Genomic DNA, 16841 nt, shown 5'->3' with positions numbered 1-16841 from the left:
ACAGAACAAGCAAAACCTGTAGGGGATTTTAATTCCCGGCGGATCTGATTTTAATCCCGGGCGAATCCAGGGGTCTGGTTGCCGGGGATTGTCATTACCGGGGGGAGGGTTGCGATCGCGCTACAGTCGATCTGAGAATGGGCGGTACTGGATTCGAACCAGTGACGTCCTGCTTGTAAGGCAGGCGCTCTACCACTGAGCTAACCGCCCTCGGTTTGCGTATCCTATCATAACACAGTTTGAATTTCAATGCCATCTGGTCGAACGCATGACCGAATTACTTTATGGAGTTTGCCTGTTGTGGCGAGTTTGACGTTTTCTCAGACGCGCAGCAGCAGCCTCACCCTGTTGGTTTCTGGGGGTTTTTTGTTTAGTGGGCTGATGTTTGGGCCGGATTTGGATATTTACTCGCGCCAGTTTCAGCGCTGGGGATGGCTGCGATATATTTGGATTCCTTATCAAAAAAGTCTGCACCATCGCTCTTTTCTATCCCACGGGCCGGTGATTGGCACGGCGTTGCGAGTGCTTTATCTGGGAATCTGGATGGCGGGGGTGGGGGGAGTGGTGGTGACGATCGCGGTATGGGTGGGTGTGTTCCCCTGGAATTGGCAGATGGGGCGAGACATCCTGGCGCGATCGCTACACCACTATTTTCCCGAAGCGATTGCTTTATTGCTCGGTTGCGAACTCGGGGCGATGAGTCATTCCCTGAGTGACTGGGGCGGTTCGGCTTACAAACGCTTGCAACGTCAGGGTTTCCCCCGCTTACTCCCGCAAGGGAAACGGCGCAATGGGAAAAAGTCCAGTTCTGCTAAATCCCGCAGTTCATCGAAGCGTCGCCCCCGCAGTGGATCTAAATCGCGATCGCGAAAACGGCGATGAAGGAGAAGAATTTGAGGTGGTGGGTGACGCCGGGGTGGGGTGGGGAGTTTTTTTGAATGGAATGTGGTAGCCTAACTAGATGGACCGCAATGGCGTCCTCTACAGACGATTTTCGTACACCACTGGCACTTGCGCTCATGTCAACGCCTCAAGCACCCGAACCCACTGCATCTGTTACGCCAGCACAGCGATCGCTTGCGAAGCTGATCGAGGTTGTGGCTCAGTTGCGATCGCCCTCTGGGGGATGTCCGTGGGATTTAGCCCAGACCCCGGAAACGTTAATTCCCTATATTATCGAAGAAGCCTATGAGGTAGTAGATGCGATTCAAACCGGGGATAAAGATGCGATCGCGGAAGAACTCGGCGACTTGTTGCTGCAAGTTGTCTTACAATCCCAAATCGCCAGCGAAACCAACCAATTCACCATCGCCGAAGTGGCAGAAGGCATTGCGGAAAAACTGATTCGGCGACATCCTCACGTGTTCGGGGATTTAGAAGTTACCCATGTGGATGAAGTTCGGAAAAACTGGGAAGAAATCAAAGCCGCCGAAAAGGGAGAAACCCCCGCCGAAACGCAAACCCTGAGTCGCAAACTGAAACGCTATGCCCGCACGTTACCCCCGTTGATGGCGGGGACGAAAATATCGCAAAAAGCGGCTAAAGTTGGCTTTGAATGGGATAATGTGGAAGGGGTTTGGGAGAAATTCCAGGAAGAATTGGGGGAATTTCAACATGCGATCGCCCATGAAGATAAAGCGCAACAACAAGCGGAATTGGGGGATTTATTCTTTGTGTTGATTAATTTAGCCCGCTGGTATGACCTCGACCCCTCGGTGGGCTTGCAAGAAACCAATCATCGATTTGTGGATCGCTTTGCTTTACTAGAAGCCGCCTGCGATCGGTCTTTAACCGATTATACGATTGAAGAATTCGAGCAGATGTGGCAAAAAGCCAAAGCCCAGATTGCCCAAAAGAAGTTGGAGGAAGAATAGGGCGATCGCACCCCTCCCACCCTTGCTGTAGGTAGGGCAACAACTACCACACCGCCGATGATTTCGGGTTTCCAGACTTTCCCGAGAAACCCGAAGATGAAATTGTTTTTTTTGCGCTTAAATTGCCCGCCTACTCGTGCTAGACTAGAAAAGTTTTCTGAAAACTGAACGTAAATTATGTTTTGGGCTGACAAAATCGCGGCAAACGCACAAGGCGAACAAGTGGTTAATGATTCAAAAACCCCCTCGGGCAGAGTTCACGTGGGGTCGTTGCGGGGTGTCATCATTCACGATGTCATTTACCGCGCCTTGAAATCCGCAGGTAAGCCCGTTAAATTCACCTACGGCGTCGATGACTACGATGCACTCGATACCGTTCCCAAATATCTAGACGCCGAGAAATTTACCCCCTATCTTGGCTTTCCCCTGTGTAACGTGCCGTCTCCGGGAGACAGCGCCAGCGATTATGCCAAGTATTTCATGGGAGAATTCCTGGAGGTTTTTGAATATTTGGGCGTCAAGCCAGAAATATACTACCTGCGCGATTTGTATCGTTCCGGGGCACTCAATTCTTATATCGATACCTTCTTGCAAAACGCACATTTAGTGCGACAAGCCTATAAAGAAGCGAGCAAAGCCGATCGCCCGGAAAATTGGTATCCCTTCCAAGTTATCTGCGAAAATTGCGGCAAAATCGCCACCACTGTGGTCACTGACTACAACGGGAAAGAAGTGTATTACACCTGCGAACCCAGTGCCACAAACTATGTAGATGGATGCGGACATTCGGGGTGGGTTTCTCCCTTTGATGGCAAGGGTAAATTGCCCTGGAAAGTAGAATGGGTAGCCAAGTGGCAGCAAATCGGCGTGACTATCGAATTAGCCGGAAAAGACCACTCGCAAAAAGGCGGTTCTAGAGATGTGGCAAATGCCATTTGTCGCAAAGTTTTACGAGAACAACCGCCCTTTCATTCCCCTTATGAATTTATTTTGGTGAATGGCACCAAGATGAGTTCCTCGAAAGGTGTGGGGTCTTCGGCAAAGGAAATCGCAGAATTGCTTCCGCCGGAATTGTTGCGCTTTTTGATGTTGCGAACTCAGCCGAAAACGGTGATTAATTTCGCCCCCAATTACGAAACGGTGACGCGGCTATTTCGCGATTACGATACCCTGATGGAAAAATACAAAAGTCATCCGGAAACAACTCCGGAAGATCCAAAGCAGGATAAAGAGTTGCAACCGCTGTTTTATTCCCAGTTGGGCGATGAAGTAAAGCCGTTTGAACCATTTGATTTGAGTACCCTAATTTCCCTGCTGCAAATTCCGCACCTGGATATCAAGGAAGAAGTGAAACAGCGCTGCGATCGCCCGCTGACGGACTACGATTGGCAAATTATCGATCGCCGAATCGCCGCCGCACAAAAGTGGCTGGATGATTACGCCGATGAAGAAGAAAAACTGGTTCTGTATTTTGAGGAAATTCCCGAACGGGCAAAGGAACTGACGGAAGAACAGGTGAATTATCTGCATCACTTAGCAGAGAACTTGGAAAATGCCTCAAGCTGGGATGGGGAAAGTCTGCAAACCCTGTTGTTTACCACCACAAAAGAAATTGGCATGAAACCGAAAAAGGCATTCCCGGCGGTGTATTTGACCTTTATGGGCAAAGAACGCGGACCGAAAGCGGGGAATTTGCTGTCGTATTTGGATAAGGAATTTGTGGTAGGTCGAGTGCGCGATGTGGTGAAGATGAAACAGGAGGCGATCGCCCAGTAAACCGCCGTTTCTGCACTCGATTGCCCATACAAAGTGGGGGGATTGAAATCGCGCCTGGGCAAACTAACTCCGCCTACGGGGACTCGTTCTTTTCACAGCTATTCCTTCGGAAGCGATATCATATCCTGTCCGCAGGAATAGTAGCAAAACGAACGATATCCTGTGCAAAGATTCCCAATAAAAATAGCCCGCGTAGGCGGGGTTATTTCTGTGATATTCCACCCTTCCAAGGTGCGGGGCTTTGTTGAAAAATCGATACAATTAAGGGAACTTAAATGAAATTTAAACGGCGTCGTCTTTTGTCTAGTTTGCTGGGTTTTTTTACGGGGGTGGGTACAGCAGCAACAGGTCCAGTCGCCTCGAGGGCTTCCGAGAGAGAAATCGAAGCAAAAACGGTGGAAGAATTATTTCGGGCGATCGGGTCGAATCGGACGATAAAATTAACTGCGCCTCGCTACGATTTATCGGAACTGACTGCGGCGTTAAGCTGGACGAATGCTAATTTTGAAAACGACACCCTGACGATTTTTGGGGTGGAGAATTTGAGAATTGTGGGAGATAGGGAATCAAAACCGTTTGTGCTGACGCCTTATGAGTATAGTCCGGTGCTAAATTTTGTCAATTGTCGTCAAATTGGCGTGGAAGGAATTGAGGCGGGACATTGGCCCAAAAAAGGGATATGTTCCGGGGCGGTGGTGCATCTGGAAAATTGCGATCGCGTGGAAATTAACCACAGCGTTCTGTTCGGAAGTGGTTCGATTGGCATTCGCGGCGATCGCGTCAGTAACCTCTCTTGTGACGGAATTACCATCAAAGAATGTACCGCTCACATTTTTGCCTATTTTAACAGCAGTGGCTTACAAGTAAAAAATAGCGATTTTTACAATAACGAAGGTCGCTATTTGATTTATTTGGTTCGTTCTGAAGAACCCTTCCAGTTTGAAAACTGCTCGTTTTTTCGCAATAACTTCAATCGCGAGTTAGTCTCCTTTTTGGTAGATACGATTCCAGAAAATACCCCGGTGCAGTTCGTGGATTGTACTATCGAAAATAATAACATTACTGCCATCTCGGAACAACCGCTTTCCCTAGAATTCATCAATACTTACATTGACAAGACGGGGTTTGAGGAAGAATCGCCCTAGGGGGAGCGATCGCCTCGCCCAGGGTAAGGCTAAATACGGACAAACCCCGCCGATGCGGGCTATTTGAGGCGGCGGCGACGGAGAAGTGGTCAGGATCGGAGGTGAACAATAAAAAAGACGCGATGGTTCGCGCCTAAACCACACCCCATCGGGTGTTTCCATGAAAACCGACTCAATATTTTACCGTATGGATTCAGCTTAACACAAGGAAGATGGAAATCGAGAACAATTTTGGCAGAAATTTGGCAAAGGGATGAGAAAGCGTGTGGGGGAGGGAATTTGCGGCGATCGCGATCGCGATGCGTCAAGAGTGCCTGGGAGAAATTTCCCGGCGATGCCCCAAGCAGCACCAACACCACCAGCAGGGTATCGTGGATTGCATACACCACCCGGTAGTCACCCCCTCGAATTCTGTAGAGGGTTTCCGAACCGGCGAGTTTCTTTACCCGGGGAGGCGGATCCTCGGGAGAGGCGTTCCCCCCAGAGGGGAACGAATCAGAGGAGTCAGGATGAGTTAGGAACGAGCCAAAAGGGATGTAGTGCAATCGGTTCGCATCGGCGGGCAACCCAAAGCCAAGTTGCAACTAGAAGTCGCAACTTGGGGGGAGGATTATGATGACTCTCGCAATGCGGTGAGTACCGTATCGTGAATGACACCATTACTGGCAATGACCCCTTGATTGTCGGTCATTTTCGCACTTTGAGCGAAATTCAAGGGTTTGCCGTGCATGTCGGTGACGCGCCCGCCCGCTTCTTCCACCACGATCGCACCGGCGGCGTGATCCCAGATTTTTTCGCGATAGTCGGGGGATTTGGGAGAGGGTAAGCGCATGTATAATGCGGCTTGTCCGGAAGCCACGATGCCGTATTTGGCCTGAGAATCCACGCGCACCGAGTCTGCGGTAATGCCCACGGCTTTGGCTACGGCATTTTGTCGCACTTGGTTCCCGTGACTGGATTCTACACTTTCTACAAACCGTAAGTTCGGCCCATCGTTAGCAGGCACCACTTGGAGCGATCGCGGCGTGCCACCGGCAATGGGCATCATCGTCGCACCTTCGCCGCGCACTGCCGCAAATAGCGCGCCCACTTCGCCGCTTTCCAAGGGTAAAGCAGGGCATCCCACCACGCCGACTTTCACCTCGCCGTTTTCGATCAGGGCGATCGCGATCGCATATTGGTCTTGCCGCAAAAACCCTTTGGTGCCATCAATCGGATCTAACGTCCAAAATCGCTGGCTCACTTCACCGTTACCGCGATCGATCCATCCCGTGACCTTTTCCGGGGTCACTTCAGGCACGATTTTCTTAACATATTCCGTGACTTTTGTCAAGTTTTCCGCTTCCGCCGGATCGCGCAGGGCCTTGGCGTCTTCTTCCCCCACCACCGGGTCATCGGGGAATGCTTCCCACAGCGCCTTGCAAATCACCGCCTGAGAGCCGTAATCTGCCACCGTAACCGGACTTTTATCGCTTTTTTCCATCGCCGGCGGGATATCAAGGCGGACGAGCTCGCAAAGTTTGGCAGCGGCGATCGCAGCTTCAATGGCCACTTGTTTTTCCCGTTCGTAAGACATACTCAATATTCTCTCGAAGTTGACATAAAAAAGGGTAGGATAAGCGCCATCCTACCCTTCTGACTTTAAAGTGTTGCGGAGAAACTGTCTAGAACCAACGAACCCATCACAGTAACGTGAGCAACAAAATGCCCGCGATCGCTGCGCCGCCGCCCAACAGGAACGACCAGAAGCGATGGTAACTCTTCACCGTCGTACCGCTATCGGTTTGCAATTGCATCAGATCCATCCAAGGAGCCACGCCGCGACGGAACCAACCTTGGGTATCCACCTGCATTCCGAGCAACCCTTTAACCTTCTTCATCCCAAACAGGAAATTCCCGATCGGGCCAAAGCGGGACGCATAGCGCAAAAACAACAACCCGGTGCGGTCTTGCAATTTCAGATCCGACCCGAAGGCATACCCCGCGTCGCCGCGACCGATGAGTTCTCCCTTCAGTTTCGCCGGTTGACCGCGCAAGGGACTAGCGTAGGGGTCGGACATCAACGTGAGAATATCGGTGTCCCGCGCGCGATCGCAGTTCGGGAACATGACCAAGGTTTTGACCAAAATGCCAATTCCCAGACCGAGTAGGGGACCGGCGATCGCAACTTGCTCGAATCCCGGTTTCATCAGCAAGACTCCCACCAGCAAACCGCCAATTAATCCCAAAATCGGCGCACTATACAACCCCACATCTAACACAAAACTGCCATACAGCTTCCCTTTGTTCAAATTGCGACTTTCGCCCACCACGCGACCCATATCGAACTCCATATCCAGGCCCAACTGTTCCGCGTAGGTACTCAGCGCCCGCACCCGTTTTCCGGTCAAGGGGTGAGTGGAATTCAATTCCATCCACCATCCCCAAGGATTAAACAAATCCCACAAAAACACCCGCCCGATTTGACTCGGTGAGGCAGAAACGCGGTACGCCGTCCCCGTAGAAGTAGCCGCTTTGTGGTCATAAATTCCTAGGGCGCGAGTCCCTTCCACCAAGCGACTGGGTTCGGTTGCCTTTTGACCTTCCTCCACCAACCCGTAAGCAATTTTCACCAAGGCGCGGGAAAGCGCATTGGGGTTGCCGGTGGTTTCGGCGGCGAAGCGATCGGCAAAATATTCCCGGGTGCGGGACAGATAAAGCAGCAGATAGGTGCCTACCACGTAAAAAATGTAAGCCACCAACGCCACAGTTTGCGCCATATCTTTCGCCTTTTCCCCGCCGCGAGTGCCCAGGCGACGGGCAAAGGTGTAAATCAAATAGGTAATCTGCACCAAGGTGGAGGCTACGGTCATTACCGCAAAGTCCCAATGGACGATATGCCCCAATTCGTGGGCGTACACCGTCGCCACTTCATCATCGTCGAGATAGGTAAACAACCCGGCGCTGACCACCAGACGGGCGCTATTCGGCAGGGATCCATAGGTAAAGGCGGTGGGATTTGCATCGTCGATGATTCCCAACCGGGGTTGCTTCAGTTTGTGGTGGGCGCAAACCTGCTGCAGGATCTGCGCCGCTTCGGGACTGCGCTCTTGCAGTTCGCTCATCTCCACCCAGCGCGTGCCGTAGAGCCATTTCTGGGTCAAGTCCATAATCCACGGCGAGAGGAAAAAGGCGGCAATATTAAACAGCAGGGTAATTCCTACAGCAATCCCCAGTCCAGTGAGCGGATTTTCCCCGGTCAAAATCAGGGAGATACCCAAACATAACACCAACACCATGCCAAACATCAGGGTCATGGTGACGCTAGAGGCGAGGGCGAGATTCCCCCCGATGCCTTTCATGGCGAGTGTGACACCTCCCATTGCGGCTCGACCCGCTTTGGGAAACGAGTTGGATTGCGGTGACATAAAGACTCTCCTTGTCCGAAATAGTCCGAAATAAAACAACGAGAAACACCATCCCCAAGCAAGCGCGCAAATTGAGCCGATGGATTGGTGGGAGGCGGAGCCTCTCGTATCGGGTTGCGTGCCGGGGAAGGAGTCAAAGCGTCAAATGCTCGTGCATACCTAAAAACGGTCTGCACCCTGAAAAATAAAAAATCGTTCCTGTTTTTGTGATACCCTATAAACTTGCTGGGTTGGTCAAAACTCCACAAAACTTAAGAAATTCTCAATCCTCTTTCCCGAAAGGGGTCAGCTCAACTGTACTGATTTTCGCCAATCCGGTTAATACCTTGTCTGAAATTGGCAAGGGAAAACGGGTTAAACCGCTCGAGAGTTGCGTGTCCTTTCGCGCTCTTTAGTTCGATCGCCAATCCACTGTTGAAACGGAAAACATCTCTATGACGACTACGGTAGAAATTGGAACGCCTTCTTTAGTTACAATTGCTCAAAAAACTCGCGCGGGGGCGCGCAAGTTGGGGGTGCTGTCACAGGAGGCAAAAAACGAAGCCATCGAAGCGATCGCCAAAGCTTTAGAAGCCGCCGCCGAACAAATTGTAGCGGCAAATGCGGCAGATTGCGAAGCTGCAGAGGCGGAGGGGATTTCTAAACCGCTTTACAACCGCCTGAAAATGGATGAAACCAAACTCAACGCCACGATCGCCGGGGTGCGCGATGTGGGCAAACTGCCAGATCCGGTGGGGGCGGTTCAAATTCATCGGGAATTGGACGAGGGGTTAATCCTGCAGCGCATCACCTGTCCCCTGGGGGTGTTGGCGGTGATTTTTGAAGCGCGCCCGGAAGCGGCGATCCAGATTTCCGCCCTCGCCATCAAGTCGGGAAATGGGGTAATTCTCAAAGGCGGAAAGGAAGCACTTCGCTCTTGCACGGAAATCGTGAAAGCGATTCGCCAAGGGTTGGCGCAAACCCAGGTAGATCCGGAAGTGGTGCAATTGCTCACTACCAGAGAGGAAACCCGGGAATTGCTGGAGTTAGATGAATATGTGGATTTGATTATTCCCCGGGGGTCTAACTCGTTCGTGCGTTTCGTGCAGGAAAATACGCGGATTCCGGTACTCGGTCATGCGGAAGGAATTTGCCACGTTTATGTGGATAAAGCGGCGGATTTAGAGAAAGCGCAGCCGATCGCGATCGATGCGAAAACCCAATACCCGGCGGCGTGCAATGCCCTAGAAACTTTGTTGGTCCACGAAGCGATCGCGCCGGAATTTCTCCCCCGAGTGGTGGCGGCGCTGCAAGAGATGAAGGTGGAAGTGCGCTTGGATGACAAATCCCGTCAATTCCTCGGCGACGATGTGCTGGCGTCTTGTCAGACTGCGGAGGAGTCGGATTGGAGTACGGAATATAGCGATTTGATTTTGGCAATTAAAGTGGTGGAGTCTTCCACCGCCGCGATCGCCCATATCAACAGCTACGGTTCTAAACATACCGAGGCGATCGTTACCGAAGATGCAACCACCGCTGAGGAGTTCTTGGGTCAAGTGGATGCTGCAGGCGTCTTCCACAATTGTTCCACCCGCTTTTCTGATGGTTTCCGCTACGGTTTCGGGGCGGAAGTGGGTATCAGCACCCAACAAATGCCCCCGCGCGGTCCGGTGGGATTGGAAGGATTGGTGACTTACAAATATAAAGTCACCGGCAAGGGTCACATCGCCGCCACCTATTCTGGCAAAAATGCCAAACCCTTCACCCATCGCGATTTGTAAGGGTCGAATTGCTGTATAACCTCGGTTCGCCTGGGCATGACCCAGGCGAATCCTCTTATCTCCACACCACACAACCCATTGAGGTCAGATCGGGAAATATCGGCTGGGCGATGCTCACCCTACGGTTTATCGCTTAAAAACTGCAGCGACTCCGTTTGATTGGCGAACTCGATTCGTTGTACGGCATCTAACCATTCTCGTTTCCGACGAGTGCGATCGCCGATTTGGGCGAATTCATTTTCCCAGATCTCGCCGCGCACTTCTTCTAAGAAAATTTGCCATTCGGTTTTCACGCCTTCGGCACGCAAAACGCGATCGACAAATTCTTCTACAATCGCAAATGCCGCCTGGTTGGGTTCGATTAATAACTCTTCTAATGCGGTTTCGCAGTGGTACAGGGTTTCGGCGTGCAGGGTTTTTAAGTTGGCTAACACTTCTGAGGCAGATACGTCGGTTTGAGAGAGTTTTAGGGAACTGCGATCGGGTGTTAAGGCATCGAGTTGGTCGCGAATTCGATGCTGAATTAATCCGCGATAAGATAGGTTAAACTCGGATAAGATTTGAAAGCCAAGTTTGAGTTTTTCTAAAGAGTCGGGGATAGTCTCGACCATTGCGGATAAAAAGTCGCTACCGTTGGCGTCGGTGAGAGGTGCCAATCGTCCTTGTTCGCGCAGCACTTGTGCGACTTGCGTTTTCAATCGCTCGATCGCCCGTTTTAATCCTTCATCAAGGGATAAGAAATGTTTGGACAAGGCGGCGCGAATTTCGTTAAGATACTGGTAATAGGCATTGGGATAGCCGCCCACGCGATCGCGGCGGATTTCGATGTCTGCAATGGAGGGAATCCCTGGATTTTGCCGACAAGATGCGATCGCGGCATTCACCTGCTTTTTAAAGTCCATATCTTCCGTATCTCGCTGCTGAGCAAGCTCTCGGAGCAATCCTTCTAAAGCGCCAGTCAAGTCGTCCCACAGGGTATCGAACAGTTGCAGAAATAGGGGGAATTCTCGTTCGCTGGTTATGGCATTTCCCAATGCGCCGCGAGCTTTTTCGAGTTCGGATTGAATGCGTTGGCGCAGTTGGTGGATGCGCTCTTGACAGGTGGAGGCATATTCCCTATCCAGGCGTTGAATATGGGCGGTTAGATAATCGAGTACCTCATCGAGAATTTGCCGATTGACGGCTTCGGCATCGGCGCAGTTGACGGTGAGACATTGTACCACATCGATGTGTTTTTCGGCCATTGTGGCGGCTAAATCTTGGCAGTTTTTGTGATTGTCGCCATTGGGAGAATTGGGGGCGGTGCGGTTGAGAATCATTACGGACCACAAGGCGATCGGCAGGTCCGCTAGGGCGGCGCTGGCGGTGTCGTAGAGTTTCACGTCTACATCGGCCCAATAGTCGCCGGAAGATTTGGGCATTCGCACGAAAAGGACGAAATCCACGTCTTCGCCGAGGGTTTGCAAGAGTCGTTCTTCATCGCCGATTCCGGTATCGCCTAACCCGGGCATATCCACTAAGGCAATTTGTCCTACATTGGCGTTGGGAAAGCTGCAGACAATTTTCACTTCTCGCACGGCGAGGTAGTTATAGAAGATGCGATCGCCGTCGGGGGTGTCTTGGGCGACATATTGCCGAATTTCGGATTGGGCAATGCGACGCGGTGAGGGATGCTGCAGCAGGTGGCGATATTGGTGGAGGTGGGTGTGATATCGGCGCAGGTGTTCGTATTTCGCACCGCTTTGCGCGCCGGACAAATTGCGGGGAAGGGGGGGAAGCGGTTGTTGGGCGAAGTCGTCTAAGGTGAGAGGTTTTGGCCCTAAGCCGAGTTGTTCGTAATACGGGGCGATCGCTTCTTCGAGAAAGGAGCGCTCGGTATAAAAGCTGACTTCGCCGTGGGTTTCCAGGTTGGGGTTGTGGTATATGGTACTTCTGACCCCGGTGCAATGTTGCCGATCGCCGTCGGGAATTTCTGCGGTGGTGAGTCCGGTGAGGCTTTGCAACAGGCGGCTTTTCCCCTGTCTGGCGCGCCCGACAACGCCGATATTCAGGGTGGGCCGCTCGAAGCGGGCTTTCAGTTTGGCGATCGCTTCTCGCTCGGCAAGCAAACTCACCTGCATCCGGGAAAAGTCGATATCCTGCAAGCGCGCCCCTGTCTCTGGGTCTGAGACGTACTCCACGTTGGCGTCGCGCTGCTGCTCTAAGCTCTGAAGTGCGGCGGAGAGCGCCCGGAGATTGCCCTCCACTGCTTCGATTTTCTCGGCCAAAGGACGGCGTTTCTCGATTATTTGGGTGATTTGTGCGGTTCTCTCCATGTTTTTATTCTGTCTGTAACTGTCGTCGGTAGCGCCTGGGCAGCGGGGGATTGAAATCGCGCCTGGGCAAGCCAAGTCCGCCTACGCGGACTAATTATAGCCGAACGTTTATATAAATATTCGCAAAAGCGGGGGATTGAAATCGCGCCTGGGCAAGTCAAGTCCGCCTACGCGGACTAAGTTTTGGGCCGAGATTATATTAAGTGATATCAAGGGGGTTTCTCGGTGGCTCACAGTTGACCAAACAAAGATGACCCAACCATCGGCGATGGGGGTCACGTGCGTCCTGACAATTTGGCTCAGATGCCAGGGGGAAACAACCCTTGGGTGCGATCGCAGTTTAGAGGCTGCAACAATGGCCGGGAAAGCTTGCCCCAGCCACATTCTCACCCGCTGCCCATCTCAGTTGGCAGTTTGAAGGCGTTTGGCGCGCGCCTCGGCAATTGCCTGACGAAGCTGTTCGAGTGCTTCGACGAATTGAGGATCTTCGAGACTGCCAATCAAGGTGCGGTCTTCGCGCAGGGCGTCGCGTTGTTCTTCGCTCAGTTCGATGAGAATATCCGGTGAGATACCTTCTTTGTTGATATCGCGATCGCTGGGGGTCAGGTACTTGGCGATCGTCACCGCGAGTCCGGACCCATCACCCAATCCGCGTACTGACTGCACCAAACCCTTGCCAAAGGTTTGCGTACCCACCAATACCGCGCGCCCGTGATCCTGCAATGCGCCGGAGAGGATTTCGCTGGCACTTGCCGATCCGCCATCTACCAAGACTACCAAGGGTTTATCGGTCAGGGATCTTCCATTGGCTTCCTGGAGGTCTAAAACGCCGCGTCGGTTCACCGTGGAGACAATCGTGCCCTCATCGATCCACATGCGAGCGATTTCGATACTGGCATTGAGCAATCCACCGGGGTTAGAGCGCAAATCGACAATGTAACCGGAGACATTTTGACTTTCGAGATCCTCGATCGCCTCGCGCATTTCTTGTGCGGCGATCGCGTTAAAATTCGTCAGGCGGATATAACCCACGCCACCGCTGGGGCTTTCTTTGTAGCTGTAGCGAACCGGATGGATTTCGATGCGCGCCCGGGTAATGTTAAAATCGATTTCTCTGCGATCGTCGCGCAGAATGGTCAGGGTCACGTCGCTACCCACCGGACCGCGAATCAAATTCACTGCCTCGTTGATATCCATTCCCTCGGTGCTGCGCCCGTCAATCTTGAGAATCACGTCACCGGCTTGGATCCCTTGTTCGAACGCGGGTGTATCTTCAATCGGCGAAATCACCAGCAGCTTTTTCGTCTCTTCATCTTGAGACAATTGAATCCCCACCCCTGTCAGTTCTCCCGAGGTGTCGATTTGCATGTTCTTGAACTCTTGCGGATCCATGAATCGCGTGTAAGGATCCTCGAGTTCCTCCAACATGTTTCGAATCCCCTGGTACGCTTCCTCTTGGTTGGCATAAGAGGCTTCTTCTACATATTCGTCGCGCACGGCTTCCCAATCTACCTGGTTAAAGGTACCATCAACATAGTTGCGATCGACGATCTGCCAAACTTCGTCCACCAGTTCCTTGGGACTTTGTTTCAAAAATGCTTGACTTTGGGACAGATGAAGTCCTGCTCCCGTAACTGTGACAGCAGTGAGGGCGACTGCTGTGGCACCGAGGACAAACCCGCGTTTTGTAATCACCATAAATATTGAGCCTGGAAGGAAACACTACAATAATAACGAAAACCCCTGGTTGAACTTTTCCATCCCTTGTGGGGATGTTACGATACACCCTCGAGAGCGAGTGATAAAATCAAGGGGTATTTAGGCGTTGCGCTGTCGGTCCGAGTTGGGCTGTTTTCAACTCTATTTTCTTGAAGCGCCTGCCCAGATTTGCACTTCCGTACTTCGCCCGACACAGACAAAACTACGGCACTGAACGTTTAAGAAATTGTTTTGACGCTAACCCTACGATAACACAGGCTTCTCGTAGGTAGCACAGGCAAAAACTTTACTTTCTCTGGAGGGAACCAGGCGATCGCGCCCCGGGTTTGCGGACAAGCAAAGGAGCAACCGCTTTCTTGCCGATTTTCCCAGGCCAATCTAAAATTTTTCTGTATCTGCCCTTGGTCTAGCCACTCTCCGATTCGGAAACCCACAAAAAAGCGATCGGCGCAACCCCCTCCCACGAACGAATTTGGCCAGAGAGGGGATTGCGCCAACCCCGAAAGTGGAAATTTCCGAGTGCAACTGAGATTTCTAGGTTGTCGGGTGGGGACAGCCCACCCCCATCGGTGGCGATCGCCGAGGTCTTAAGGATCCACCCAGCGTCCGTCTGCTTTAATCAAGTTAATTAACTCTTCCACTCCGCGATCTTCCGGTACTTTTTTAATCTCCTCCCGTCCGCGATACAGAGAAATAAAGCCCGGTTGTTTCCCCACATAACCATAGTCGGCATCGGCCATTTCTCCCGGTCCGTTCACAATACAGCCCATCACGGCAATATCCAGACCGGTGAGATGTTTGGTGGCTTCGCGAACTTCATGCAGCACATCTTCCAAATTAAACAAGGTCCGCCCACAAGACGGGCATGCCACATATTCCACCATTGTTTTCCGCAGACCCAAAGCTTGCAGAATGCTGTAGCAAACTGGAATTTCTTTTTCTGGGGCTTCGGTGAGGGAAACGCGAATCGTATCGCCAATTCCTTCCGCCAGCAGGGTGCCAATGCCGGCAGTGGATTTGATGCGACCGTATTCGCCATCGCCGGCTTCTGTTACCCCTAAATGCAGGGGATAATCCATTCCCAGGGCGTCCATCCGCTGCACCATCAGCCGATACGCCGCCAGCATCACCGGCACTCGCGATGCCTTCAGGGAAATCACCAGATTCCGGAAGTCTAACGATTCGCAAATTTTAATAAATTCTAGGGCGGATTCTACCATGCCCTCGGGGGTGTCCCCATAGGTAAATAGCATCCTTTCGGCTAACGACCCGTGATTGACGCCGATCCGCATGGATTTGCCTTGGTCGCGCAGAGAAATCACCAACGGTTCCAGGGTCTCGCGGATTTTTGCGCCAATTTCTTCAAATTCCGCTTGGGTGTATTCGCTGCGGTTGGCTTTGGGTTTTTCAAAGACGTAAAGCCCCGGGTTGATCCGGACTTTATCCACATGCTTGGCCACTTCTAGGGCAATTTTCATCCCGTTGTGGTGAACGTCTGCAACCAGGGGCACCGGTTGGTAAGTGGCGGCAAGTTTGGCTTTAATTTCGGCGATCGCTTTGGCATGAGCTAGACTCGGTACCGTGACCCGGACGATTTCGCAGCCGATTTCGTGCAGGCGACGAATTGCCGCTACCGATCCGTCCACATCTAAGGTATCTTCGTTAATCATGGACTGCACCACCACCGGGTGCCCACCGCCAATGGTGACGTTTCCCACCGGTACCGGACGGGTTTTGCGTCGGTGAATGGTAGTGTCGGTTAGGGCAGTATTGGCACTGGGTTGAGCAACGGTTGGATTGGGAAGTGTCTGCATAGGTTCTGTGCTAATCCTCTGTCTGAGCGACTATGGTTGGGTTGCGCTGTCCCCTACGCCCTTTCTCCAGGAAGCGGTCCTCAGAGTACGGGCGCTTTTGGGGCGATCGCGCGCACGGTCCTTGGGACTGGTGCGGGTTTTACCGCCTTTCCCGTTTGCCAGGTAATCAGAAAAAATGCGGCATGGAAATCAATTCGCTCCCAGCATTTTATGGCGAACTTACCGGGATTTTACCAAAGTTGTGGTCATTGGTCATTTGTCATTTGTCCTTTGTCCTTTGTCATTTGTCCTTTGACCCGTGACCCATAACCTGTTACCCGTGACCCTTGACCTGTTACCACATGACCAATCACCAATGACCGATGAGTCATTTGTGGTTGGTTCTCTTGCTGGAATGCAGTATTGCGTATTTGTTATTGGTAATTGTTGTGGAGGCGGGTGCCTGTTGCCGATTGGCGGTGGCGAAGCTATAAAAAATGGGAAAGAGTTTCTGTTTGGGAGCGGTTAATACTACACTCAAGAGAATCAAAGGGAACCGCTCTTGCCTCCGGGGCGCTATTTTTTGGGAAAAGAAAATCCTTTGCCGATCGCCCGAATCGGTAAATCTGGTTAGAAACAAGTGGGAATGTGGCCTGAACTGCCGATTTCTACTGCCATAAAGTTGGTCATTGGTCAATTGTCAATTGTCAGTGGTCAATTGTCAGTGGTCAGTGGTTGTTTTTCCGGTTGGCGGGTGGGTATTCCCTGATTTCCTGGGATGTGGGAGGGAGGCGGTAGCGTAGGGAGGCAAAGCCGTGGGAACACTCATCGGCGATCGCCCCCTGGGATCGAACTGTTTTATCCTGCCATTTCCCTTTTTCACCCTTGCCGGACTAAGGAAAAAGGGAAAAGTGAAAAGTAAAAAGTGAAAAGTGAAAATTTTATTATTCACTATTCACTATTCACTATTCACTATTCACTTTTCCCTTTTCCCTAGTTAATGCCGATATTAATGCCGCATCTAATATCCTCAAAAAAGTAGCGACAACTTT

General features: G+C 51.8%; 11 protein-coding genes and 1 tRNA gene. 6 read left to right on the top strand and 6 right to left on the bottom strand.

The genetic code is table 11. The annotated features are described in order from the left end of the window. Positions 1 to 138 precede the first annotated feature (138 nt). Positions 139 to 210 (bottom strand) — tRNA-Val (locus AC0QH1_RS02945). A 39-nt stretch (positions 211 to 249) separates the two neighbouring features. Between AC0QH1_RS02945 and AC0QH1_RS02940 the strand changes: the two genes are divergently transcribed. The 5 genes from AC0QH1_RS02940 to AC0QH1_RS02920 all read left to right on the top strand — a co-directional run bounded on the left by AC0QH1_RS02940 (position 250) and on the right by AC0QH1_RS02920 (position 5191). After that, a complete protein-coding gene (locus AC0QH1_RS02940) occupies positions 250 to 882 on the top strand; it encodes a metal-binding protein (RefSeq protein WP_324629321.1) in 633 nt (210 codons plus the stop codon). 137 nt (positions 883 to 1019) lie between these two features. After that, a complete protein-coding gene (mazG, locus tag AC0QH1_RS02935; RefSeq protein WP_324629320.1) occupies positions 1020 to 1874 on the top strand; it encodes a nucleoside triphosphate pyrophosphohydrolase in 855 nt (284 codons plus the stop codon). Between the two features lie 177 nt (positions 1875 to 2051). Beyond that, a complete protein-coding gene (lysS, locus tag AC0QH1_RS02930) occupies positions 2052 to 3650 on the top strand; it encodes a lysine--tRNA ligase (protein WP_324629319.1) in 1599 nt (532 codons plus the stop codon). Between the two features lie 275 nt (positions 3651 to 3925). Beyond that, positions 3926 to 4795, top strand: a complete 870-nt coding sequence (locus tag AC0QH1_RS02925) for a right-handed parallel beta-helix repeat-containing protein (RefSeq protein WP_324629318.1) — start codon at positions 3926 to 3928, stop codon at positions 4793 to 4795. Positions 4796 to 5026: 231 nt separating this feature from the next. Further along, positions 5027 to 5191: a hypothetical protein gene (locus AC0QH1_RS02920; RefSeq protein WP_324629317.1), complete on the top strand. Its 165-nt coding sequence runs from the start codon at positions 5027 to 5029 to the stop codon at positions 5189 to 5191. A gap of 214 nt (positions 5192 to 5405) precedes the next feature. On the opposite strand, the gene AC0QH1_RS02915 is transcribed toward AC0QH1_RS02920, so the two are convergent. Beyond that, positions 5406 to 6371, bottom strand: a complete 966-nt coding sequence (locus tag AC0QH1_RS02915; RefSeq protein WP_324629316.1) for a 3'(2'),5'-bisphosphate nucleotidase — start codon at positions 6369 to 6371, stop codon at positions 5406 to 5408. 106 nt (positions 6372 to 6477) lie between these two features. Then, positions 6478 to 8202 (bottom strand): zinc metalloprotease HtpX, encoded by a 1725-nt coding sequence (locus AC0QH1_RS02910; RefSeq protein ID WP_324629315.1) that lies wholly within the window; start codon positions 8200 to 8202, stop codon positions 6478 to 6480. 434 nt (positions 8203 to 8636) lie between these two features. Here AC0QH1_RS02910 and AC0QH1_RS02905 point away from each other — a divergent pair, with 434 nt between their 5' ends. Continuing rightward, positions 8637 to 9962: a glutamate-5-semialdehyde dehydrogenase gene (locus AC0QH1_RS02905; protein WP_324629313.1), complete on the top strand. Its 1326-nt coding sequence runs from the start codon at positions 8637 to 8639 to the stop codon at positions 9960 to 9962. Between the two features lie 119 nt (positions 9963 to 10081). Here AC0QH1_RS02905 and AC0QH1_RS02900 read toward each other — a convergent pair whose 3' ends face one another. The 3 genes from AC0QH1_RS02900 to ispG form a co-directional block, all read right to left on the bottom strand. Continuing rightward, positions 10082 to 12277, bottom strand: coding sequence for a hypothetical protein (locus AC0QH1_RS02900; RefSeq protein ID WP_324629312.1), 2196 nt, complete (start codon positions 12275 to 12277; stop codon positions 10082 to 10084). Between the two features lie 402 nt (positions 12278 to 12679). Next, positions 12680 to 13975, bottom strand: a complete 1296-nt coding sequence (gene ctpC / locus AC0QH1_RS02895) for a carboxyl-terminal processing protease CtpC (RefSeq protein ID WP_324629310.1) — start codon at positions 13973 to 13975, stop codon at positions 12680 to 12682. Positions 13976 to 14583: 608 nt separating this feature from the next. After that, on the bottom strand, positions 14584 to 15810 hold the full coding sequence (ispG, locus tag AC0QH1_RS02890) for a (E)-4-hydroxy-3-methylbut-2-enyl-diphosphate synthase (protein WP_324629309.1): 1227 nt from the start codon (positions 15808 to 15810) through the stop codon (positions 14584 to 14586). Positions 15811 to 16841 lie beyond the last annotated feature (1031 nt).

The sequence above is a fragment of the Phormidium sp. CCY1219 genome, assembly GCF_055795085.1.
This window is presented reverse-complemented; position numbering and strand designations above follow the sequence as displayed.